General features: G+C 43.6%; 20 protein-coding genes. 14 read left to right on the top strand and 6 right to left on the bottom strand.

Features of this window, described 5'->3' with window-relative positions; all coding sequences use genetic code 11:
• Window positions 1–152 precede the first annotated feature (152 nt).
• The 3 genes from CXF82_RS01590 to CXF82_RS01580 form a co-directional block, all read right to left on the bottom strand.
• A complete protein-coding gene (locus tag CXF82_RS01590; RefSeq protein WP_101089104.1) occupies window positions 153–470 on the bottom strand; it encodes an antibiotic biosynthesis monooxygenase family protein in 318 nt (105 codons plus the stop codon).
• Between the two features lie 90 nt (window positions 471–560).
• On the bottom strand, window positions 561–2,612 hold the full coding sequence (locus CXF82_RS01585; protein WP_102043567.1) for a dipeptidyl-peptidase 5: 2,052 nt from the start codon (window positions 2,610–2,612) through the stop codon (window positions 561–563).
• A gap of 196 nt (window positions 2,613–2,808) precedes the next feature.
• The gene (locus CXF82_RS01580) at window positions 2,809–4,329 is read right to left on the bottom strand and encodes a fumarate hydratase (RefSeq protein ID WP_102043566.1); all 1,521 of its coding nucleotides are present in this window, start codon (window positions 4,327–4,329) and stop codon (window positions 2,809–2,811) included.
• Window positions 4,330–4,507: 178 nt separating this feature from the next.
• On the opposite strand from CXF82_RS01580, the gene pabB reads away from it, so the two are divergent.
• Together pabB and CXF82_RS01570 are read left to right on the top strand one after the other, a co-directional pair.
• Window positions 4,508–6,034 carry an aminodeoxychorismate synthase component I gene (gene pabB / locus CXF82_RS01575; protein ID WP_102043565.1) on the top strand — a complete coding sequence of 509 codons (1,527 nt, stop codon included), beginning with the start codon at window positions 4,508–4,510 and terminating at the stop codon, window positions 6,032–6,034.
• Window positions 6,035–6,038: 4 nt separating this feature from the next.
• Window positions 6,039–6,635, top strand: coding sequence for a CoA pyrophosphatase (locus CXF82_RS01570; RefSeq protein WP_101089100.1), 597 nt, complete (start codon window positions 6,039–6,041; stop codon window positions 6,633–6,635).
• A gap of 260 nt (window positions 6,636–6,895) precedes the next feature.
• Here the strand turns inward: CXF82_RS01570 and CXF82_RS01565 are convergent, their stop codons facing one another.
• Window positions 6,896–7,231 carry a hypothetical protein gene (locus CXF82_RS01565; protein WP_101089099.1) on the bottom strand — a complete coding sequence of 112 codons (336 nt, stop codon included), beginning with the start codon at window positions 7,229–7,231 and terminating at the stop codon, window positions 6,896–6,898.
• A gap of 150 nt (window positions 7,232–7,381) precedes the next feature.
• Between CXF82_RS01565 and asnS the strand changes: the two genes are divergently transcribed.
• The 12 genes from asnS to hypA all read left to right on the top strand — a co-directional run bounded on the left by asnS (window position 7,382) and on the right by hypA (window position 21,405).
• On the top strand, window positions 7,382–8,782 hold the full coding sequence (asnS, locus tag CXF82_RS01560; RefSeq protein WP_101089098.1) for an asparagine--tRNA ligase: 1,401 nt from the start codon (window positions 7,382–7,384) through the stop codon (window positions 8,780–8,782).
• An 815-nt stretch (window positions 8,783–9,597) separates the two neighbouring features.
• Window positions 9,598–10,740, top strand: a complete 1,143-nt coding sequence (gene hyaA, locus CXF82_RS01555; protein WP_101089097.1) for a nickel-dependent hydrogenase small subunit — start codon at window positions 9,598–9,600, stop codon at window positions 10,738–10,740.
• Entirely contained in the window at window positions 10,737–12,440 is a 1,704-nt protein-coding gene (hyaB, locus tag CXF82_RS01550; RefSeq protein WP_102043564.1) for a nickel-dependent hydrogenase large subunit, read from the top strand. Before hyaA ends, hyaB begins: the two co-directional genes overlap by 4 nt.
• 14 nt (window positions 12,441–12,454) lie before the next feature.
• Complete coding sequence (gene cybH / locus CXF82_RS01545; protein WP_101089095.1) at window positions 12,455–13,123, top strand: Ni/Fe-hydrogenase, b-type cytochrome subunit; 669 nt, start codon at window positions 12,455–12,457, stop codon at window positions 13,121–13,123.
• 9 nt (window positions 13,124–13,132) lie between these two features.
• Window positions 13,133–13,690 (top strand): HyaD/HybD family hydrogenase maturation endopeptidase, encoded by a 558-nt coding sequence (locus CXF82_RS01540; RefSeq protein WP_101089094.1) that lies wholly within the window; start codon window positions 13,133–13,135, stop codon window positions 13,688–13,690.
• The gene (locus tag CXF82_RS01535) at window positions 13,677–15,437 is read left to right on the top strand and encodes a Kae1-like domain-containing protein (protein ID WP_101089093.1); all 1,761 of its coding nucleotides are present in this window, start codon (window positions 13,677–13,679) and stop codon (window positions 15,435–15,437) included. Before CXF82_RS01540 ends, CXF82_RS01535 begins: the two co-directional genes overlap by 14 nt.
• Window positions 15,437–17,806 carry a carbamoyltransferase HypF gene (gene hypF / locus CXF82_RS01530; protein ID WP_102043563.1) on the top strand — a complete coding sequence of 790 codons (2,370 nt, stop codon included), beginning with the start codon at window positions 15,437–15,439 and terminating at the stop codon, window positions 17,804–17,806. Before CXF82_RS01535 ends, hypF begins: the two co-directional genes overlap by 1 nt.
• Before the next feature lie 108 nt (window positions 17,807–17,914).
• A complete protein-coding gene (gene hypB, locus CXF82_RS01525) occupies window positions 17,915–18,676 on the top strand; it encodes a hydrogenase nickel incorporation protein HypB (protein ID WP_102039466.1) in 762 nt (253 codons plus the stop codon).
• Window positions 18,676–18,924: a HypC/HybG/HupF family hydrogenase formation chaperone gene (locus tag CXF82_RS01520; protein WP_101089090.1), complete on the top strand. Its 249-nt coding sequence runs from the start codon at window positions 18,676–18,678 to the stop codon at window positions 18,922–18,924. Before hypB ends, CXF82_RS01520 begins: the two co-directional genes overlap by 1 nt.
• Window positions 18,924–20,045 (top strand): hydrogenase formation protein HypD, encoded by a 1,122-nt coding sequence (hypD, locus tag CXF82_RS01515; RefSeq protein WP_102043562.1) that lies wholly within the window; start codon window positions 18,924–18,926, stop codon window positions 20,043–20,045. The genes CXF82_RS01520 and hypD overlap by 1 nt, the downstream gene beginning before the upstream one ends.
• On the top strand, window positions 20,042–21,058 hold the full coding sequence (hypE, locus tag CXF82_RS01510) for a hydrogenase expression/formation protein HypE (RefSeq protein ID WP_102043561.1): 1,017 nt from the start codon (window positions 20,042–20,044) through the stop codon (window positions 21,056–21,058). The genes hypD and hypE overlap by 4 nt, the downstream gene beginning before the upstream one ends.
• Entirely contained in the window at window positions 21,058–21,405 is a 348-nt protein-coding gene (gene hypA, locus CXF82_RS01505) for a hydrogenase maturation nickel metallochaperone HypA (protein WP_101089087.1), read from the top strand. Before hypE ends, hypA begins: the two co-directional genes overlap by 1 nt.
• A gap of 104 nt (window positions 21,406–21,509) precedes the next feature.
• Here the strand turns inward: hypA and CXF82_RS01500 are convergent, their stop codons facing one another.
• Entirely contained in the window at window positions 21,510–22,541 is a 1,032-nt protein-coding gene (locus CXF82_RS01500; RefSeq protein WP_102043560.1) for a tetratricopeptide repeat protein, read from the bottom strand.
• 40 nt (window positions 22,542–22,581) lie between these two features.
• On the bottom strand, window positions 22,582–23,327 hold a 746-nt coding region (locus CXF82_RS01495; protein WP_102043559.1), incomplete at its 5' end, for a type II secretion system F family protein.

The raw sequence follows: 23,327 nt of genomic DNA, 5'->3' as shown, positions 1-23,327 counted from the left end.
TCGTCGTTATGAGTATTTTTATATCACCCATTGGACTTATGAAAATAGGCTTTACACTGATAGAAATTATCATTGCTTTTTTGACTCTAACAGGAAGATCAAATCAACTTTTCTTAAGCCGCCTTTGTTAATTTATTAATACCAAAATCTTTTTAGATTAAGTAGTCACGTTCCACCTTTGCGATCCTCAGTGCAAAACGGCTATACCACTTCTCTTTCCCCATTGCCTGTGCTTGCAGGTGTTCAGCATTTTGTTTCCACGCCTTAATGGCATCGAGCGTTTGCCAATAGGAGACCGTAATGCCGAGCTCTTCTCGTGCTGCTTCAATCCCTAAAAATCCCGGTTGGTTTAGTGCTAATTCAACCATGCGCGCCCCCATGGCATGGTAGCCTTCAGTATCGGCAGATAAAACTGAAGTGAACACCACACAGTAATACGGTGGTTTAGGAGTATTGGCTAATGTTGTCATATCATTCCATTGTTAAATGCTGTTTGGAAAAAGTGAGCTCAAGAAAGCAAAAAAAACCAGAACATATGTTCTGGCTTTTCATCATCGTATTTACTTCTCGGTCCAGCGGTCCATCCAGCCTAGAACATTGTCGTACCATTGCTCTAAGTTATCAGGGTTTAAAATCCAGTGGTTTTCATCTGGGTAAACCAATAGCTCAGATGGGATCCCTTTACGCTGCATAAATGTGTAGGCAGCAAGTCCTTGACCGTAAGGAACACGGAAATCTTTCTCACCATGAATAACTAACATCGGTGTCTTCCAGTTATCGACGTAGTTAACTGGGTTGAACTTTTCGTAAAGGTCTTTGCTGTCGGCATAGGTGCCGCCAAATTCATACTCAGGGAACCATAGCTCCTCAGTGACGTAATACATAGAGCGCATGTCGAATAGACCCGCGTGGTTAACGAGGCATTTAAAACCATCGCTCCAGTTACCCTCGATCCAGTTCATCATGTAGCCGCCGTATGAACCACCCAGTGCACAAGCACGGTCGCCATCAAGCCATTTTTGCTGCTGCGTCACCGCCGCGAGGCCTTTTTGTAGATCTTCAAGCGGCTTACCGCCCCAATCTTGAGTAATTGAATCGGTAAATGCTTGGCCATAGCCAGTTGAACCGTGGAAATCAATCATCACTACGCCATAACCAGCACCGGCCCATAGCTGTGCATTCCAGCGACTGCTAAAAGAGTTACCGAATGAACCTTGTGGTCCACCGTGAACCAAAAAGGCAATCGGGTATTGCTCGCCCGCTTTATAGTTACTTGGTTTTATCCAGTAACCATAAACCTCTTCGTTATTCCAACCTTTAAAGCTAAACTGCTGATATTCACCAAATTTTATTTCAGCCAGCTTATCCTTGTTTATCTCAGTTAAGCGGTTTAGGTTTTGACCATCTAGATTAATTGAATAAAGATCGCCAGGTTCAACCAGTGACTTATTGCTGAATATAATCTTGTCCGCATTGATCCCAACGACACTGTTACTGCCTTCGTTATAGATGGTTTTAACATCACCAAACTGGGTATTAACTTCGAAGATAGAGACTTGCCCAATATCTTGAGCGGTGACGTAAAGCGTTTTGTTGTCTTTACCAAATGCCAATGAGCTTGGGCTACGATCCCACAGCGGCGCAACCTCTTTTTCTTGGCCAGTGACAGTGTCACGCAGCATGATGCGATAACGATCAGCCTCAAAACCGGGTTTCGACATCGCTAAATAAGCTAAATAACGTCCATCTGCAGAATAAGTGGGGTGAGCGTCCCACGCTTTATTCGCTTCAGTTAAATTTTTAACATCACCGCCATCAACACTGACTTGCCATAAATCGTAGTTTGTCGTCCAAGCTTGATCTTTACTCGGCGCTTTAGCGCTATAAACAACGTACTTGCCATCGGGCGTGAACGTCACTTCTTCCATACCAGAGAAAGGCTTTGGGGGCGTTTCAGTATCTAAGCCTACGGTAACATCAACAGCCGTAGTGACCGTCTTACCATTTAGCTTAGCGACAAATAAGTGGCTTCTTGAATGGTCATTCCAGGTATCCCAGTGGCGAACCATTAACTGCTTATACTCTCGACCTGTTGAGGTACGCACAGCTTCGGCATCAAACTTCTCTTTTGAGCAGTTGAGGTCTTTACAGTCTGGGAAAACACGCATGTTAACCACGGCTTGAGTGCCGTCATTTGAAAGCTTAAAACCTTCAACGTCGAGTGGGAAATCAGAAACTTGTTTAGCTTCGCCACCATCGAGTGCTAGTTGATATAGCTGAGTTGAGCCATTGCGAGCAGCAAGAAAATAGATGCTCTTGTCGTTTGGGCCAAAGGCAACACTGTGCTCTGTACCGGCAAACTGGGTAATTTGTTTCACATTAGCAGTGCTTGAGTCTAAATCTTGGATATAAAGGTCTGAACTGCCCTTTCCATTAGCATCAACATTTTTGACAGCATAGACCACTTTGGTGCCATCATTGGATAATACAGCCGAATGGAGCTTATTGATTTTAACTAACTGTTGGACGGTGAAAGGCGTGGGTGTTGCAGCTTGTACGCTAAAAACAGCGCCAGCAGATGCTAACGCCATAATGATTGCAGTTTTTTTCATCGTTTTAGTCTTATTGTTATGTTTAAAGGTGTGTTACCACGATGGGCGACAAAATAATCCCTGGAGCGATACAGACACTATCCAAAATAAATGGCTTAAGCAATACGTTTAAGCCATTCAGAGCAGACACTATATCAATAGCGCCGTTAACTTTCCGTTAATGTGATAGCGACTATTGAGTCATGCCGCTGTGTCACTACCCGTTTAGCTTCACTTTCCAGATAGCAGGTCCTGTCTCGTGAGCATTCACGCCATTAGAATCAACCGCCACGGTAACGGGCATATCTTTTACGTCAAATTCGTAAATAGCTTCCATGCCTAAATCGGCAAATGCCACCACTCTCGACTTTTTAATGGCTTTTGACACTAAATATGCCGCGCCGCCTACAGCCATTAAATAACATGACTTATGCTGCTTAATGGATTCAACTGTCGCAGGGCCACGCTCAGCTTTACCTATCATGCCCATCAGGCCGGTTTTATCTAACATAAGATCGGTGAACTTATCCATACGAGTCGCCGTCGTAGGACCTGCAGGGCCAACCACTTCGTCTCGAACGGGATCAACAGGACCGACGTAATAGATAAACTTACCTTTAAAGTCCACGCCTTCAGGTAAGCCTTCTCCGCTTTCAATCAAACTTTGAATACGCTTATGTGCCGCATCGCGTCCGGTGAGCATTTTACCGCTTAACAAAACGGTATCGCCGCTTTTCCACTCTTGCATCTCAGCTTGTGTAATCGTATCAAGATTAACCCGACGTACACTCTCACCGACTTCCCAAGTGATCTTAGGCCAGTCTTCAAGTGACGGAGGCGTGAGTTCTGCCGGCCCGCTGCCATCTAGATGGAAATGCACATGACGTGTTGCAGCGCAATTAGGGATCATAACCACAGGCTTAGAGGCTGCGTGGGTAGGTGATGATTTAATTTTTATATCCAACACCGTTGTCACGCCACCAAGCCCTTGAGCACCAATACCCAGTTTATTGGCTCGGTCAAAAATATCTAATCGAAGCTTTTCTTCAGTCGTTTTTGCGCCGCGTGCTTGTAACTCATGAATATCGACCGGGTCCATTAGCGATTCTTTCGCCATAACCGCTGCTTTCTCGGCCGTTCCACCAATACCGATCCCGAGCATTCCTGGAGGACACCAACCCGCACCCATCGTCGGCAGTGTTTTTTCTACCCATGCTGCAATGTCATCTGATGGATTAAGCATCACCATCTTAGATTTGTTTTCAGAACCACCACCCTTCGCTGCAATTGCTACGTCAACATGATTGCCCTGCACCATTTCAACGTGCACGACTGACGGGGTATTGTCTTTGGTGTTCTTACGGCCACCAGCAGGATCTGCGACAATAGAAGCTCTAAGAGGGTTATCAGGATTAGTGTAGGCTCGGCGTACACCTTCATCGACCATTTCTTGAACCGTCATATCGGTTTTATCCCACTGAACCGCCATGCCGATTTTAACGAAACTGGTCACGATACCGGTATCTTGGCAAAGAGGACGTTTACCTTCAGCTGACATGCGCGAATTTATCAAGATTTGCGCTATCGCATCTTTTGCGGCAGCGCTTTCTTCACGCTCATAGGCATCGGCCATTGAGTCAACGAAATCTTTTGGGTGATAATAGGAGATATATTGCAGGGCATCAGCAACGCTTTCGATTAAATCGGCTTGCTTGATTACAGGGACTATTTTGCTCACAGACACTTCCTTTTTAACAGACACTTATTCTATTGACTGATACATCCCATGAATAGACCGGGATGTACGCTCCAGCTGCCTTAGCGGCATGTGTGTTTTGTTTTTATAACTTGTGTGAGCAATATGATACTCTTTCGCGACTTTGAGTTAAACATCACATTTTAGATAGGGTTAATAGATGAACAAATTGGCGCCTAAATCCGTATTTTCGATGCGTCTTGATTGGAATTTAACCACAGAAACACTTTTCGGCCTGTTTTCAGATTCACCTTGGGCCATTTTACTCGATTCAGCTGACGCTGATCACGTTGACGCGAAGTTCGATGTGATCTGCGCCAGCCCCATTGCGACATTGGTCAGCAGCAAAAGCTCTACCCAAATAACAAAATCAGCAAATAGAGCACCTTTATTTGCGCTTGCAAACGATCAATTATCATCATCGCATTACATTGAACAACACGAAGGCGAGCCTTTTAGCCTGTTAAAAACCACCTTGTCTGAACTATTTCCCATTCATAAAAACAGCTTGTTACCCTTTTCTGGGGGCGCCATGGGCAGTTTTAGTTATGACTTAGCCCGTAAGATCGAGAAAATCCCCACTATAGCCTTAGATGATATCTCACTGCCGGTGATGAATGTCGGCTTCTATGATTGGGCGCTGGTGTTTAACTATGAACAACGGCAGTGGACTCTAGTGCATTATCAAAGCCAACTCGCATTAGAGGCAACAAAAACCGCACTGGATGGCTTACTTGCTCAGGCAAATCTTATCGCATCAGAACCACGCGTAGGTAAAACGGTCGATTTTACATCTGTGAGTAAAACGCCTTTTAGATTAACCCGGGATTGGCAAAATCAAATTGATGCTACAGCTTATAGTGACAAGTTTAAGCAAATACAGCAGTACCTTCATAATGGCGATTGTTATCAAATAAACCTGACACAACGATTTAGCACCCAATATGAAGGTGATGAATGGCAAGCGTATTTAGCACTTAGACAAAGTAATGCCGCGCCCTTCTCCGCGTTTATTAGATTGCCTCAGCATGCTGTGTTATCGATATCGCCCGAACGCTTTGTTTCCTTGCAAGCTGACCAAATCCAAACTAAGCCGATAAAAGGCACGATGCCAAGAGATAGCGATCCGCGGATAGATAAGCAAATGGCTTCGCTGTTAGCCACATCTGAAAAAGATCGCGCTGAAAACTTAATGATTGTTGATTTACTCAGGAATGATATTGGTAAAGTTGCCACTGCTGGCTCCGTTAATGTGCCTAAGCTATTTGACATAGAAAGTTTTCCGGCAGTGCATCATCTTGTGAGTACGGTAACTGCGACATTAAAACCAACTTTAGACGCTAGTGACCTTTTGAAATCCTGCTTTCCTGGAGGCTCTATTACGGGCGCCCCTAAAATACGCGCAATGGCGATCATTGAAGAACTTGAACCATCACGAAGAAGTCTTTACTGTGGATCTATTGGTTATATTAGCCAAAATGGAAATATGGACACCAGTATCACCATTCGAACTTTAGTCGCGCAACAGCAAAGTAGGGATATTAGTCCCAAACAGGATAACATTCTGTATTGTTGGGCGGGAGGCGGCATAGTTGCAGACTCTAAAGTGGATGCTGAATATCAAGAAAGTTTCGATAAGGTGAGTAAGATCCTGCCGGTGCTATCGCGGATTAATCAAGAGGCTTAATGATATGGATTTAGTGGAGTTTAGACTCAAATTTAATCTCCACTCTTTGCCGCAGTCACATCATTTACCGGCTTCTCATCAGTTTGAACTCACTAAACCTTTTCGTAAGGCTGCCGTGCTCATTGCTCTGAGTTTTAATCACGGTGAACTCGAGCTTATTCTTACCCGGCGACCTACCCATCTGCGAGCACATCCTGGACAGATCAGTTTTCCTGGTGGCAAAGTAGAAAAGTTTGATACGAGTTTAGAAGCTACTGCTTTACGTGAGGCAGAAGAGGAGATCGGACTGTTTATTGACAATGTTGATGTCATTGGCTTATTGCACGACCATAAAACATTTACTGGTTTTGATATAACACCGGTGGTAAGCATTGTAAAACAGCCATTTACGCCCATTATTGATCCTGGTGAGGTCGATGAGCTATTTACCATTCCGCTGTCATTTCTATTGAATAATGATAATAGACACACGCAGTACTTTAGCCGCAATGGGATTAAATACCCAGTTCACTTTATCCCTTACAAATCCTATTTTATATGGGGCGCCACGGCAGCGATGATTGATCAACTGTGCAGGCTTATCTCCCACACCGATACTTAACCTTAACCCCTATCCGAATTCGTTATACCCGATGCATCCACTCTAGGTTATTCGTTATCCTATCTAAATGGGTAAACTCAACGTTCGCGGCTTTGTCTTCTACGGGAAACACCTAAACACTCTGCTTATTAATGCCTGTAATTGGCAAGACACTCGCCCTTAACCCATCAATGCATCTTTGATTAACACACTTAACCGTTTATGTATTGGCTGAAATTTAATGTGATGGGTATGAGAAAGTGTTTTGATTGCACACTGAGTTACACCACAAAGCGAATATAGAGCCCTGCCGATAATGAGCATAAAAATAGCAAAGGAATATTCACCCACCAGCCAAGACGACTGTGCTTGGCAATATAATAATTGAAGCCTAAGTTAATAAAACTCACGAATGCGCACCACCAAACGATATCGGCTAGTAACACCGTTTGTACGGGATCCCATTCAAACTGAATTTCAACGCCCTTACTTTTAAGATACCCCACAGCGGTATCAGGTCTTGCACCATCAAACAAAATCAATGCATAAACCGCTAATGACCAACCCACGACAGACAAGGTTGTCAGCAAATATTGGAAAAACCTGAGCCTTTTCATCGATACTATCCGTAGTTTTCGCCATCTTTTTGAAACAATAACAAGATCCTGACCAACTTACCTTACTTTCCACTTGAGAAAAGCGTGTATCAAGGTAATATAAACGTCCAAATTTTTATTTAAAACGTTTCGTTGGAGAGCTAAGCAACAATGAGCATTACATCTGTCGCTTCTGTATTTAAAGGTGACTTTGCGATTGGTTCGCAAATCACAGTACGTGGCTGGGTTAGATCCCGCCGCGATTCTAAAGCTGGGATCTCATTCCTCGCTATTTATGACGGTTCATGTTTCGACCCTATTCAGGGCGTAGTACCGAATAATTTAGAGAATTACGACAACGAAGTGTTAAAGCTTACTGCGGGTTGTTCTGTCATTATGACCGGTGAAGTTGTTGAATCACCGGGTAAGGGCCAAGCCTTCGAAATGCAAGTGACCCACGTTGAGGTTGCTGGCTGGGTAGAAGATCCAGACACTTATCCGATGGCAGCTAAACGCCACTCTATTGAACATCTACGTGAGCTAGCGCATTTACGTCCGCGTACCAATATCATTGGTGCCGTGGCACGTGTGCGTAACTGTTTATCGCAAGCGATTCACCGTTTTTATCACGAACAAGGTTATATTTGGGTTTCTACTCCCTTAATTACCGCCTCTGACGCTGAAGGTGCTGGTGAGATGTTCCGAGTTTCAACTTTGGATCTCGAAAACCTACCCCGTGACGATAAAGGCGCCGTCGATTACAGCGAAGACTTTTTCGGTAAAGAATCTTTCTTAACCGTATCGGGTCAGTTGAACGCAGAGACATACGCGTGCGCGCTATCTAAGGTTTATACCTTTGGTCCTACATTCCGTGCTGAAAATTCAAATACCAGTCGTCACCTTGCTGAATTTTGGATGGTTGAGCCTGAAGTTGCTTTTGCCGATCTAGACGATGTCGCAAAACTTGCTGAAGATATGTTGAAGTACTGCTTTAGAGCGGTACTAGCAGAGCGCAGAGATGATCTTGAGTTCTTTGCACAACGTGTTGAAAAAACCGCTATCGAGCGTTTAGAAGCATTCGTCACCAGTGACTTTGCTCAAATTGATTACACCGATGCTATCGAAATTCTTAAAGCGTCTGGTAAGAAGTTTGAGTACGACGTTGAATGGGGAATCGATCTGCATTCAGAGCATGAACGCTATCTAGCCGAAGAACACTTCAAAGCCCCTGTTGTTGTTAAAAACTACCCTAAAGATATCAAAGCATTCTATATGCGATTGAACGACGATGGTAAAACAGTGGCAGCGATGGATGTATTAGCACCGGGTATTGGTGAGATCATCGGTGGCGCTCAACGTGAAGAGCGTTTAGACGTTCTTGATGCACGTCTTGCAGGGATGGAACTAAGCCAAGAAGATTATTGGTGGTATCGTGACCTACGTCGTTATGGCACTGTGCCACACGCAGGTTTCGGATTAGGTTTTGAACGCCTAGTCTCTTATGTTACTGGCGTGGCTAACATCCGTGACGTGATCCCATTTCCAAGAGCACCTAAATCAGCTAGCTTCTAACGATTAGTGTTAACTAATTCTTAGTGTAGATTTAAATTGCTTAACTAAAAAAGCCTCTAACTAAATTAGAGGCTTTTTTGTATCTGTCGCCAAGTCAATTAAATCATCACACTGACACACAACCTAACTTCTTTATCTCATTGATATATAGGCGTCTAGGCTGTATTAACTTTAATTCTAACGTTTATACTAATACTCGCCCGCTTTGCGTGTCATCGACTGCTGGCCATCAACCTCTTTGTGGATATATAAACTTAATCAGGCCAAAGCAGCCCCTACATACTCAGCCAAAACTTAAACAACTTATAATCACCAACGGTGACAATCTCACCTTGGATATCATTGTGCATTAGCGCCACAAGGTACATCGCAAGTAAAGGACCGAGCACCAGTGCAATCCATTTAGATTACAGTACCATTCCACAAACAAACGCCAAAAATATTATTTCAGCCGTAATAGCTCCCTTCAATATGACGGTATTACTGTAACACTGCATTAACGCCATTAAGATCAGAACCGCTAAGCTCAGCCTCAAAACAATATAAATCAGACGTTTATCACCATTGGTTTAATTAACAATCACTTAACTAAAGAATGATAACAAAAGGTGATGCGAGTCACACTTATTTTACAGCGTAGACAAATTGTCCTTTACCCCAATAAATAAATGATCTAGCTCAAGGGAGTAAACCTTACATTTTACCTAGCCCGCCAAACCCTTATAAAGCTTGACGCACATCAATATTAGGGGGCTTTTTGAGGCATAGACTGTCTTCGTAGAGCAAATTCCTTACCCATAATAATAGGTATAACCATGGATACACACGAAGCCCTTTATCAGCAAGGTGTGACGCGAATGGAGCAGCTGCGCCAATTACAACCTCGTCACGGTGAAACGCTCCAAGAAAAGATGTTGCAAAATGGCATTAGCCGCCGTGATTTTATGAAATGGACCGCATCTGTTGCTGCCATGCTGGCCCTTCCCTTGCCGTTTAGCACCTTGGTTGCTGAAGCTGCAGAACTGGCAAACCGCGTGCCGCTGATCTGGTTACATTTGGCTGAATGCACAGGTTGTTCAGAATCCCTTATTCGCACCGATACCCCTAATCTTGATGCGCTAATTTTTGACCATGTTTCTCTTGAGTACCATGAAACATTGATGGCCGCCGCTGGTTGGCAGGCTGAAGAGAACTTAGAGCACGCATTAGAAGCCTATAAAGGCAACTATTTACTTGCTGTTGAAGGTGCTGTACCCACCGCGAATAACGGTGCTTACCTTACTGTTGGTTGTAAAGGCCATACTGGACTGCATATTGTCAAAGAGGCAGCAGCAGGCGCTGCAGCAATAATATCTGTGGGTACATGTGCAGCATTCGGTGGCGTACAAGCTGCATCACCAAACCCAACCGGCGCTAAAGGCGTTTATGAGGTAGTTGATAAGCCTGTTATCAACCTCGGCGGCTGTCCCCCAAGTGAGAAAAACATTGTCGGCACGCTGATGTATTTCATTATGTTCGGCAAACTTCCTGCGTTAGATATGTTTAACCGTCCTAAATGGGCTTATGGCGCGCGTGTACATGACAACTGCGAACGACGTGGGCGTTTCGATGCCGGTGAATTCGTAGAAGAGTTTGGCGATCAAGGGGCCAAAGACGGTTACTGCTTATATAAAGTCGGCTGTAAAGGTCCCTACACCTACAACAACTGCCCAACTGAGCGATTTAACCACCATACCAGCTGGCCAGTATTAGCAGGCCATGGATGTATGGGCTGCTCAGAGCCCAATTTTTGGGATGAGATGGCTGACTTTGAAAAACCATTGGGTAGACAGTTACTACACGGCTTAGACGCCACGACAGATACGATAGGTGCCGTCATATTAGGCGCCACAGCTGTCGGTATTGGTGCACATGCCGTCGCCAGTGTCTTTGCCAAATCTGAAGAGGAAGAATCATGAGTAAACGTGTAGTAATCGATCCTATCACTCGAATTGAAGGTCACTTGCGGATTGAGGTTGAGGTTGATGAGAATAATGTTATTCAAAAAGCATGGTCATCTTCTACGCTTTGGCGCGGTATCGAAGTGATTCTAAAAGGTCGCACGCCAATGGACGTTGGCTTAATCGTACAGCGTATTTGTGGTGTGTGTACCTATTCCCACTACCGCTGTGGTACAGAAGCCGTAGAGAATGCGTTAGGCGTGAAAATTCCGTTAAATGCTAAATATCTACGTAGCTTGATGCAGGCTTCACTTTATATGCATGATCACATTGTGCATTTCTACCATCTTCACGGTTTGGACTGGGTTGATGTCGTATCAGCTTTAAGTGCAGATCCAGCTTTAGCCGCTCAAGTTGCGCTCAAGTACACTGATAAGCCAATTAATGCCGGTGAAGGTGACTTAAGAGCAGTGCAAGAGCGAGTAAAAGGCTTAGTAGAGACCGGTAAGCTGGGCCCATTCGCTAACGCATATTGGGGCAACGGTACTTACAAGTTTACCCCTGAGCAAAATCTTATTGCGCTATCTCATTACCTCAAAGCACTTGAAGTACAGCGTGTTGCGGCAGAGATGCTAGCCATATTTGGTGGTAAATCACCCCATCCACAGTCCATTGTTGTTGGTGGCGTAACGTCAGTTCGTGACATGTTAAGCCCGGCACGTCTACAAGAGTGGAAACAAAAACACGCCATCGTAAATGATTTTATTATTCGCGCATATAAAGCAGACATAGTGATGGCAGCAGAAGCGTTTGGTAGTGAGCCAAGCGTACTCGGTGGCGTCAACGTAAAGAACTTCTTAGCCACAGATGACTTCTTATTGGGTGACGGGCAGTACATGTTCAACCAAGGCGTGATCATGAATGGTGATCTAGCAGGAGTGAGCGATTTAAACCCTGATTTAATCAAAGAAGATGTTACCCATGCCTGGTACAAAGCCGATGGACCACAGCACCCTTACGATGGTACTACCGTACCAAATTACACAGGTTTTGTAGAAAGAGACACGGTTTACGGCAAGCTGCCTACCGTTAATGGTGATGGTAAATACAGCTGGGTTAAATCACCTCGTTACCAAGGTGAGCCAGTTGAAGTTGGCCCACTCGCCTGCTTGTTGGTGAACTATGCTCGCGGCAATCAAGTGGTGGTTGACGCTGTAAATGGATTACTCAGCGAAACGGGTCTGCCGATTGAGGCGCTATTTACCACCCTAGGCCGCACTGCTGGTCGTATGCTGCAGACGGTGATTGTTGCTGAAGAAAGCCTGAAAACCTTTGATGCTTTACTCACTAACATGCAGTCCGATGAGTCTACTTATACTAAGCCTGAAATTGATCCGAATAAAGAATACGTCGGTCACTCTATGATTGAAGCGCCACGCGGCATGCTAAGTCATTGGATCCGAATAAAGGGAGGCAAAGTTGAGAATTATCAAGCTGTGGTGCCAACCACATGGAATGCTGGACCTGTGGATGTGAACGGTAACATGGGACCTTATGAGGCATCTTTGATTGGGTTAAAACTTGAAGACCCAACCAAGCCATTAGAGGTCATCCGTATTATCCACTCATTGGACCCTTGTATGGCTTGTGCAGTGCACGTTATGGATTTCAAGGGTACTGATTTAGGTGCGTTTAAAGTCAATCCCAACGGGTTTTAGTAAAGGGGGTAAGCATGAAAATTCAATCAGCACCCTACCAAAGACAACTTGTTTTTGGTGCGGCGATAAGGATATTTCATTGGTTAAGAGCATTAGCCATTCTGATCCTTATCATTACAGGATTCTACATTTCCTGGCCATTTTTGGTCGCACCAGAAAGTTCGGATGTGTTGGTACAAGGCTATATTCGCGCCGCCCACCAAGTTTTTGGTTTCCTTCTGGTTTCCATTACATTGGTGAGAGCCTATCTGTTCTTTTTTGGTAAAAGTGATAACGAAAGACGTTCATTTAAAGATGTATTAAGCCCTAAAAGTTGGATCACCCAGCTAAAGTCTTACCTTTGGATGGGACATTTAGACAAAGCCGGAGTCTACGGGCCACTGCAATTTGTGACTTACCTTGCAATTTCATTAGTTGCCTTGCTGATCTGCGTTACGGGCCTAGTGTTATATGCCAATGTATATCATCAAGGACTGGGAGGAATGCTTGGTGGAGTGGCTAGTTGGATCACCATGATGATGGGGGGATTAGCACCGGTCAGAATATGGCACCATTACTTTACTTGGGTCTTTATTATTTTTGTCGTTATCCACGTCTATATGGCTGTTTGGACTGGGATCCGCTTTAAGCACAATTCAGTGGACTCTATTGTCTCTGGTTATGATTATCATAAAAAGAAATAAAAGGAAAACATGAAGATATTGCTACTTGGTATTGGCAATGTCCTGTACGCCGATGAAGGTATCGGCGTACATTTCGTCAATTATATCCAAGAAAATTACCTTTTCCACCATCCAGAACATCAACTTGATCTCATTGATGGTGGCACTCTCGCTCAGGGACTTATTCCCACGTTATGCCAATATGACTATTTACTGGTGGTTGATACCGTTAACGCCAATGGCGTCGAACCCGGGGAGGTTTATTTCTTCGACTTCGATAACGCTCCCGCTGAAATTGATTGGCAAGGCAGTGCTCACGAAGTTGAGATGCTGCAAACCTTGATTATGATGGAAATGGTCGGCGACAGGCCAAAAACCTTTGTTCTTGGTGTGACTCCCACCGTGCTTGAACCTATGACTCTCGGCTTAACGCCGCAAATTCAAGCCGCGGTGCCTTTAATGGAGCGCACCTTAATGAATCACCTTGAACAATTGGGCTTTTCACACACCCGACGGGCAAACATCGATATCAACGCTCTTATCCCAGACTCATACAAACGGGGCCTAATATCAGATGAAGAATATTAGATTTGAATTTGACTGTCAGCGCGAGGTGCCCTTTTATGGCCACCTCTGCAATCAATACTTATTAAACGACCAATACGATGTCACGATCGGGCAAACGGGCAACCGCTATTTTATTGAAGCTAAAGGTGAACAATCAGAATTAGAACAACTTGCTGATGCCATAGCAGAAGATTTTTTGATCTCATCATGGCTGATAAAGCCCAATATCTCGCTTATTGAAGCTCCCATAGGTAATCATAAACTGTTGCAGCATACACCACTGTTACAAGAGTACTGCCAGCACTGTCAGCCACAATTTGGTGATAATCAAGCCGGGTATTTTGGCCAACTGGACTATGTTTGTCCTTGTTGCCAAGCAGAAAAGCGCGTTAACGAACAACATAAGGCTATCGATCTAAAGGCAGTCAAGGTGCTGGTTGATAACCTTGAAACTAAAGGCTATGTTGATCTACCAGTCGTTGATGGCAAACAGATAGTACAGCTTAGCTATAAGCCCAATAATGCAATCGGGAACAGTGAGCGGCAAAAACTAGTGATCTGCAACCCCAATAATCTCAATGCACACTTTGTGGTCACAGAGCAGCAAGTTCTCGCATTATCAAGCATCGAAAAACCACTGATTTGTAGCAGAGCAATTGATAACCACCCCAGGCTAACAGACCCGCTTTACTCTCTTTGTTTCGCTAATTCGAGATTATTATTAGTTATTTGCGAACTGTTACGTCAGCGTGGTGTGGATTGGATCTATATTAGTCGCACCGATAACCCACAGCTCGCTTTAGTTAACGCGCTATGGGTTCCTCTTAAAGAAACAGGCCATAAAACTTATCACTCAGATAAGACCCCACTACATGATGATGTACATCTTGGACAATATGACGTGCACTGGGTGAAAGATCATATTGAAGTGAGTACGCTAACTTCTCCGCAGTCTACAGATATAGAGCTCGCATCGATTCAAGAACTGCATGAAGCAGCAACTTGTGCACTACATGCAGCCAATCTGGGGGTGAAAAAGGCAAAAAACTGCGCTGTACTCTACTTAAGCGATACCAATAAAAGTCGTATTGTAACCATGGATTCTAAACAAAAATTAGAACTGTTTTTTGAGTTTCCAACGTTACCTGATAATGGCTATGACATCGTCCATCAAATCGATTCGTCACCGCAAAAGAACTTGTTTGATAAATTTAAACAGCAACACCCAGAAGACTATTTAGCATTACTCGAGTTAAAACTGACGGCACCGACAAACAATATTCAGTCTTTGTGGGCGATAGCGGCCGTTTTACTCGGCGCCGCCACAACAAATGAAAATATAACGTTAAACAAAGTCCAGCTAAGTGATTTTGTTATCGCCAGTGCTATGCGACACAAAGGCAGCAATGCACCAAGAGTCGACTTTCCTCTCACACGAGGCGAAGCATTTCGCAGTCTAAACTGGTGCAAAACACTGGGTAGCATTATCAGTTTTAGGTTGGCAGAAGATGGCAATATTGAAAAGCTCGCGTTTGGCATGCACGATTCGCTCGCCGATTTCATCTGTAACTGGATTGAGCATTTAGATCAAAACATCTGTATTAAATCGGTCGCATTAGCAGGCAGTTCTTTTAATAATGAGTTGTTGGGAAAAAGGATCTCATTGCGCTTAGGTAAAAACTTTACCCTTAACCCCAATCAACAGATGGATTTAGAGGGTGTAAATATCGCAGTAGGATCACTGTTTTTAAAACAGCGTAGACATTAATGACCCAGTCTATTAAACGGGTACTTATTAAGATCACCGGCATCGTACAGGGTGTCGGGTTTCGGCCTTTCGTCTACCGATTAGCCCATGAACTAAAATTGACTGGCAGTGTCCTTAATAATAGTGAAGGCGTTACGATTGAGGCTCAGGCCAGTGAAGATGTGATCGATCAATTTAAAACATTACTCATCCAATCGCCACCGCCACTCGCCCGAATCGATAATATCTCAATGACTGTTCTACCGCCTGTTGAAGTTACAGAGCCATTTTGTATTATCCATAGCAAGCATACGACTAATGCCGTCGTTGCAGTATCGCCGGATAAATGTAGCTGTGATGATTGTATTGCCGATATTACAAATCCACAGAGTCGCTATTTTAGATACCCGTTCACCAATTGCACTAATTGTGGGCCAAGATATTCGATTATCAATACCTTACCTTACGATCGTAAAAATACCTCTATGGCACATTTTGACATGTGCTCAGCCTGCGAAAGCGAGTACCAAAATCCGTTAAACAGACGTTATCATGCACAGCCTGTAAGTTGCCCAGATTGCGGTCCCCTACTGACCTTTAAAAAACCAGACTTAAGCCATCACAACGGCCACAAAGATGCTCTAGAGCAAACCGTTGCAGCGCTTAAAGCGGGAAATATCGTTGCCATAAAGGGATTAGGCGGATTTCATCTAGTTTGTGATGCAAGCAATCAACACAGCCTAGAGGCGTTACGGGCGCGTAAGCACAGACCAGCCAAACCATTAGCGATAATGGTTAAAGATATTTGGGTTGCTAAGCAGCTTGTTGAAGGAAATGAAACCGAGTGGCTCACTTTAGCAAGTAATGAACGGCCTATTGTTGTAATGAGAAAAAAGCTCCAGCCAACCTTAACGATAAGTAAGTTGGTGGCCCCTGATATCGATAGGCTAGGAGTATTTTTGCCCTATACTCCTTTGCATCACTTATTGCTGCAACAAGTCGACTTACCGCTAGTGATGACGAGTGCCAATCTATCCGGCGAACCTATCATTACCGATAGCGCAGATATAGCGTTTAAGCTTGGCCACGTTGTTGATTACATCTTGGACCACAACCGTCCCATTTTAAACGGCTGCGATGACAGTGTCGTACAGGTGATAAACCATAGATTACAAGTTATTAGACTCGCTCGTGGCTATGCCCCACTATCAATTTACAGTCCTAAGCGGATAACCTCACCCACATTGGGTTTAGGTGCACAGCAAAAGAATACCGTTTGCTTTGGCTTTGAGCATAATGTTTTCTTAAGTCCACATATTGGCGATCTTGTCTCTATAGAGGCTGAAAGCTATTTTCATGACACGCTAGAGACATTCTCAAGGCTATATCGTTTTAAAGCTGAGCGGCTAGTACATGATCTTCATCCTGACTATTTTACTAGCCGCTGGGGCGAATCATTAACAGGCATAAAAAGAACTGCAGTCCAGCACCATTATGCTCACGTATTAAGTGTGCTTGCTGAAAACAAATCAACACAACAAGTCTTAGCGTTTGCTTTTGATGGAACTGGACTTGGTACCGATAACACCCTCTGGGGTGGCGAAGCATTGATCGCCGATGCGCACTGTTATCACCGCATTGCTTATCTAAAACCCTTCAAATTAATTGGTGGTGAACAAGCCATTAAACAACCCGTTAGGTTGCTTTTGTCTATATTGCTTGAAAAATATTCACTGCAACAGATAAATCACTTTGCAATACCTGCAATAGGAAAATTATCCACTATTACCTTGTCCAATTTAAATAAGGTATGGCAAACAACACCTGCAGCTAAAAGCACAAGCTCCATCGGTCGTTTGTTCGACGTCGTTGCAGTGTTACTGAACCTTATTGATAAAACGCAATACGAAGGGCAAGCCGGAATACTGCTCGAAACCGCCGCAAACCAAGCCGTTTGCATACAATCAATCAAAAGTATTGATATTACTCATGCAGCATCTCTGGCAAGTAATAAAGCGGTCGATAGTGACTCAGAAAGCATTATTTTTGACATGACATTATCAACTGACAATCAATGGGACTCAACTGCGCTTATCAAACAAATCCTTGATGCAGTGATAAGCCAACCGTTAACTCCGGCAAGAACAGCCTTAATTGCGAAAGCATTTATGGACACTCTTGCGAAAGCCATCTGTGACGTTGCGAAACACTATCCTCAGTACCCCATAGTGTTAACTGGCGGGGTGTTTCAAAATCGCTACCTTTCTGAGCACTGTGAAAAATCACTTCAAATACAAGGTAATAAGCTAATACCAAGTGGTCGGGTACCTATTAATGATGCAGGCATAGCCTTAGGCCAAGCTTGGTACGCTATCCATAACACCCTCTAACAAACATGAGCAGTATCACCTTTCGATGCCGCTAAAACTGATTTACATCAATGCTACGCCATTAAAGATGGCCGACAATGAGATATAACTAATAATACGGAGTTACCTATGTGCCAAGACTGTGGCTGTTCAATTACCCGTCATGATCACTCTTTAAACCCGAGCCATTCTCATTCAAAAAAAGATCAAAACATAGCGACTAACCCGCAGTTAAATGACAAAAAAACCTTGTCTTTGATCCATAAGATTCTAGATAAAAACGACATAGAAGCACAACATAACCGCGAACACTTTGAAGCCAAGTCAGTGACTGCGTTTAATATCATGAGTAGCCCAGGCAGTGGCAAAACAACACTGCTTGAACATTTACACCTGCACATGGATTTGAAATATGCTGTTATTGAAGGCGATCTTGAAACATCGAGAGATGCCGATAGATTAACAGCAAAAGGGATCGAAGCCTTCCAGATCCAAACCGGCTCTGCATGCCATTTAGATGCCTTTATGGTTCATAGTGCATTGCACCATATTGATCTGGAGCCACTCGATATCTGCTTTATCGAAAACGTAGGTAACTTAGTCTGCCCTGCTAGCTATGATGTTGGCACACATAAAAACATTGTGTTGTTATCGGTGCCAGAAGGCGATGATAAAATCGAAAAGTACCCGGTAATGTTCCGTCGTGCAGATGTAGTTTTAATCACCAAGTGTGACTTACTACCCCATTTTGATTTCAGTATTGAAGAATCAAAAGCCCAACTTAAAAAGCTTAACCCCAATGTTGAGCTTATTGAGGTTTCGATTAAAGACACTCAATCACTACGCAACGTTGCCGACTGGATAGCGAAGCATATGGGAGGTAACGCCTAATGTGTTTATCAATCCCATCGCAGGTCGTTGAATTACATGCAGGGCAAGAATCTGTCACTGTCGATACCATGGGCGTTAAACGTAAAGTCAGTAGCCATTTGATGAGTGAACCACTGGCGCTGGGTGACTATGTCCTTATTCACATTGGTTTTGTCATGAATAAGATAGATAAGGCTGACGCACTCGAAAGCCTCGCGTTATATCAAGAGATCGTAGAGAAACTAGAGCAAGAGGAGAACGTATCATAATGCTCTCTTTAAACGAGCTCTACCAAGGATTTAGAGATCCGGAGGTGATTAAGTCGCTGGCAAAACAAATAGCCATCACGGCGGCAAAATATCCGGGCCAAATTAATATTATGGAAGTGTGTGGCGGACATACCCACACCATAATGAAATACGGTTTAAATCAATTGTTGCCAGACAATATTGAATTTATTCATGGACCTGGTTGCCCCGTATGTATTATGCCAAAAGAGCGTATTGACCATGCTGCGGCGTTAGCAAGCTTACCCGATACTATTCTTATTACACTCGGTGACATGATTCGAGTGCCCGGTTCCAACGGCAACCTTGCTCAGTTCAGAGCCAGCGGCTGCGATATTCGACCCATTTACGATCCACTAGACTGCCTTACGATAGCCACTGACAATCCGGATAAAACAGTCATTTTCTTTGCTATTGGATTCGAAACCTCAACCCCAATGACGGCAGTGCTGTTAGAGCAAGCAGAAAAACGTCATATTTCCAACCTGCTTTTCCATATCAACCATGTACTGGTCCCACCGGCGATCGATGCTGTCATGGCAGACCCAAATGTTAAAGTTAACGCCTTTATCGGCCCAGCGCATGTCAGTGTGATCAGTGGCGCCAAGGTATATCGCTCAGCAGTTAAAACCTATAATACCCCATTGGTTATATCCGGTTTTGAGCCCGTTGATGTAATGGAATCGATCTTAATGATTGCTAAGCAAAAGGTTAAAGCCATCGCATTGCTCGAAAACCAATATAGCCGTGCAGTGTCAGAACAAGGTAATCTAACCGCTCAAGCACTGATCAACAAATACATGATCATTAGACCCAGTTTTCGATGGCGCGGACTTGGTCCCATTGCTGACTCAGCTCTAATGCTCCGCGATGAATATCGTCACCGAGACGCTGAACAGGTATATAAAGAGCAACTACCAAATATTGAAATAGACGATCATAAAGCTTGCCAGTGTGGTGATATTTTACGTGGTTTATCAAAACCCAAAGATTGCAAAGTTTTTGGCCGTGGTTGCACCCCGGAAACACCTTTGGGCAGTTGTATGGTCAGCTCTGAAGGTGCTTGTAATGCACATTTTCGTTATAACGGAGTTACTGAATGAGTCATTTAAAAGCCAATAAAACCGTTCAGCTAAGTCATGGCGGTGGCGGTAAAGAGATGAACCGTCTGATTAAAGATATATTTTTCAAAGCCTTTGACAACCCTATCCTTAGAAGTGAAGAAGATGCAGCTCGACTGCATTTTAGTGGATATACGGCTTTTACAACTGACTCCTTTACCGTTGCCCCCCTTTTTTTTGCGGGTGGAGATATAGGCAAACTTGCCATTGCAGGAACCGTTAACGATTTAGCGATGATGGGGGCTGAACCACAATTTTTAAGCAGCAGTTTTATCATCGAAGAGGGCTTTGCCATTGATGATCTTAAGGTCATTGTAACCAGCATGGCGAACGAGCTTAAACGTTCAGGTGCCCGTATTGTTTGTGGAGATACTAAGGTGGTACCGAGAGGCTGTGCAGATGGCCTTTTTATCAATACCTCAGGTGTTGGCCGAATTATTAATAATGAAATCTCGGTTAAAAATCTACAAGACGGAGATGCCATTATCGTCTCCAGAGATATAGGTCGTCATGGCGCCGCTATTTTAATGGCTCGCGAAGGCCTTGCACTCGAATCGGAACTCACCAGCGATTGCGCTAGCCTTTGGCCAATTGTGGAGCAGCTAATTGCCGCCAATATAGAGATCCATGCCATGAGAGATGCCACGCGTGGTGGTTTATCCGCAGTGCTAAATGAGTGGGCATCTGCGTCAGATGTTGGTATAGAGGTGAACGAATCAGCGATACCAGTGAGCAGTGAGGTGTCTGGCTTATGTGAGTTATACGGTTTTGAGCCTTTTGATTTAGCCAATGAAGGCACCTTTATTCTCGCAGTACCTCAAACCTCTGTCGCGGCAACACTAGAAGTAATGAAGACATTCTGCCATTGCGAACAAGCCGCGCTTATTGGCCATGTAAATCAAATAAAACCGGGTAAAGTGATATTGAATACTCCATGGGGTAGTCGCCGATTTTTAGACGTCCCCCAGGGCGAACTTCTACCGAGGATCTGTTAGTGCACGAATATTCTATAGTCACAGCACTGATCGAAGAGTGTGAAAAGTTTGCGCAGCAAAATGATGCTAATAAGGTGACTCGGGTCAGTATTAAACTGGGGATCTTAAGTGGTGTAGAACCCAGCCTGCTAAAAACTGCTTTTGAAACGTTTAAGTTGGAAGGTATATGCGCAGAAGCGACCCTCGAAATGAATATACAGCCACTCGTCATAAGCTGTTTATCGTGTAACAACGAATCGATACATGACCAAAGAAACATCGTTTGTAGCCATTGCCAAAGTACCCATACTGAAGTTTTAGACGGTGAAGATATGATGTTAATGCAACTAGAGTTAGAGCAGGTTTAGTCATTGATTGAATGATTTAAATTTAAACGAAGTGCACATTAATAATGGGTCATTGGCATAACAACCAATAACCCCTTAACAAATAAGTTGGATTGATATTTTGACTAATTAGTAGCGTGACTAAACTCATCTGATAGTTCAGCTCTCGCTCTTTTTAAGTTTTTCTGTGCTTGTTCGAAATAGCTTGGTGAAGTATCGATAGCTCTTTCAAATAACTCTATCGCTTTATCGTAGTTGCCTTCTAACATTAAAAAATAGCCGAGATCATTTAGTGCATCTGCTGGTTCCATTGCTTGTTCAAATGTCGCTAGCGCTCGCTTATACAAGCCCTTTCGAACATAAACTAATCCTAAATTGGTCCAAGCACGGTCCAAATTTTGATCCTCTTGAATTGCTTGTCGTAAATATTTTTCAGCCGTTGTGAGATCCCCCGTTAAGTAATAAGAATATCCCAAGTTTGATATCAAGATGGCTGAATGTGGCTGAAGTTCTATTAAAAGCCTGAAATATTCTCGTGCTTTATCATGATCATCTTGTACATCATCAAGGATGGCAATCGCATTATAAACTCGAGCTGGTGATTCACGATCTGGAACATACAATGTCCCAATTAGACGACTGGTCTTGATTGACGCTAACCTTTTTTGATCTAACTCTATCGCTTTTTCTAAATGGATTCTCGCCTCTCTATATTGACGTTTATCCATGCTAACGACCCCAAGGTCTGCATGTACCATCACCAAATTAGGGTCAAGTACAAGGGCTTCATTATAAGCTCTAAAAGCGATATCAGGATTTCCCCGCATCGTATGGATCCGGCCTATATGATAAAAGGTGTTAGCATTTTTGGCATTAAAATCTAAAGCCTGAATATACGCATAAAGTGCTTTTTCCAAATTACCAGCTTGCTCCTCCTTCCTAGCTTTACTCAATGCTTCCTCTTCCGTTTTTGGAGCTTCAAAATCAGAGGTTATAGATGATAAGGCTCCGGCATCAAGTAGATCTTGTCTGTCAGGTGCTTTGATTGCTAACGGTTCTTCTGGAGTGGTTGAAGAACAGCCACAAAATAGTATAAGAAATAACATCGCTAAAACAGAGTTGCGTGAAATTTTAAAAGTAGGTTTAACAGTCAGCATTTTGGATCCCTTTTGGTCTCTGATTGTAGCCATTAATTATTTAAAAAGCCTGACCCCATACTTTCATCACTTTTAACACCGCAGGTCCTACAGCCACAATAAAAAATGAAGGCCAAATACAACACATCATTGGAAAGATCATCTTTACCGCTAACTTTGCAGCTTGCTCTTCAGCAGCTTGCAAGCGCTTATCACGATACTCATCTGAAAATACTCTGAGCGTCTCCGCTATACCAGTACCTAGGCGCATACTTTGTGAAATAGCAGAGTTAAGGCCTTTAATATCTTCAAGGCCCGTTCTATCGGTAAACTCTTGAAGAGCAACTTTAATAGTCAGTCCGGCTCTAGTTTTACTGCAAACAAGCTCTAATTCACTCGCTAATTTTGGATGGCTAAATGCAAGTTCTCTGGCCACCCTTTGCATTGCAGCCATCAAGCCTAGACCCGCTTCACAACAAACAACAAGTAGATCTAATGCATCTGGAAAACCAACCCGTAATTGACGCATACGACGATTAGCCAACGATTGTAAGACCGTTGATGGGGTTATAAAAGCACCACCTAGACATAAGCAAAATATATATATAGTCCATATCCCAGAAATATTCGGAAAAATATTGAGTAAAGCAATAGCAATAATAGTGCCTAATAGAATTAACAATAAACGAGAAGCATTGAACACTGCTAATGCATTCTGAGAATGAAACCCTGCATGTATGAGTAGTCGCTTTGTTTGGTAGTTGGACAAATTAAAAAAAGGCTTTTTCGCCATTTCACCGATACCAT

The organism is Shewanella sp. GutDb-MelDb (assembly GCF_002836075.1).
In the GTDB taxonomy this organism is placed as follows: domain Bacteria; phylum Pseudomonadota; class Gammaproteobacteria; order Enterobacterales; family Shewanellaceae; genus Shewanella.
This window is presented reverse-complemented; position numbering and strand designations above follow the sequence as displayed.

Excerpts from the sequence above, each read along its gene's own strand:
- pabB (WP_102043565.1), top strand. The coding sequence starts at position 4,508 with ATGAACAAATTGGCGCCTAAATCCGTATTTTCGATGCGTCTTGATTGG.
- CXF82_RS01535 (WP_101089093.1), top strand. The coding sequence starts at position 13,677 with ATGAAGAATATTAGATTTGAATTTGACTGTCAGCGCGAGGTGCCCTTT.
- hyaA (WP_101089097.1), top strand. The coding sequence starts at position 9,598 with ATGGATACACACGAAGCCCTTTATCAGCAAGGTGTGACGCGAATGGAG.
- asnS (WP_101089098.1), top strand. The coding sequence starts at position 7,382 with ATGAGCATTACATCTGTCGCTTCTGTATTTAAAGGTGACTTTGCGATT.
- hypE (WP_102043561.1), top strand. The coding sequence starts at position 20,042 with ATGAGTCATTTAAAAGCCAATAAAACCGTTCAGCTAAGTCATGGCGGT.
- CXF82_RS01500 (WP_102043560.1), bottom strand. The coding sequence starts at position 22,541 with ATGCTGACTGTTAAACCTACTTTTAAAATTTCACGCAACTCTGTTTTA.
- hypF (WP_102043563.1), top strand. The coding sequence starts at position 15,437 with ATGACCCAGTCTATTAAACGGGTACTTATTAAGATCACCGGCATCGTA.
- hypB (WP_102039466.1), top strand. The coding sequence starts at position 17,915 with ATGTGCCAAGACTGTGGCTGTTCAATTACCCGTCATGATCACTCTTTA.
- hypD (WP_102043562.1), top strand. The coding sequence starts at position 18,924 with ATGCTCTCTTTAAACGAGCTCTACCAAGGATTTAGAGATCCGGAGGTG.
- CXF82_RS01590 (WP_101089104.1), bottom strand. The coding sequence starts at position 470 with ATGACAACATTAGCCAATACTCCTAAACCACCGTATTACTGTGTGGTG.
- CXF82_RS01565 (WP_101089099.1), bottom strand. The coding sequence starts at position 7,231 with ATGAAAAGGCTCAGGTTTTTCCAATATTTGCTGACAACCTTGTCTGTC.
- CXF82_RS01570 (WP_101089100.1), top strand. The coding sequence starts at position 6,039 with ATGGATTTAGTGGAGTTTAGACTCAAATTTAATCTCCACTCTTTGCCG.
- cybH (WP_101089095.1), top strand. The coding sequence starts at position 12,455 with ATGAAAATTCAATCAGCACCCTACCAAAGACAACTTGTTTTTGGTGCG.
- CXF82_RS01520 (WP_101089090.1), top strand. The coding sequence starts at position 18,676 with ATGTGTTTATCAATCCCATCGCAGGTCGTTGAATTACATGCAGGGCAA.
- hyaB (WP_102043564.1), top strand. The coding sequence starts at position 10,737 with ATGAGTAAACGTGTAGTAATCGATCCTATCACTCGAATTGAAGGTCAC.
- CXF82_RS01540 (WP_101089094.1), top strand. The coding sequence starts at position 13,133 with ATGAAGATATTGCTACTTGGTATTGGCAATGTCCTGTACGCCGATGAA.
- CXF82_RS01585 (WP_102043567.1), bottom strand. The coding sequence starts at position 2,612 with ATGAAAAAAACTGCAATCATTATGGCGTTAGCATCTGCTGGCGCTGTT.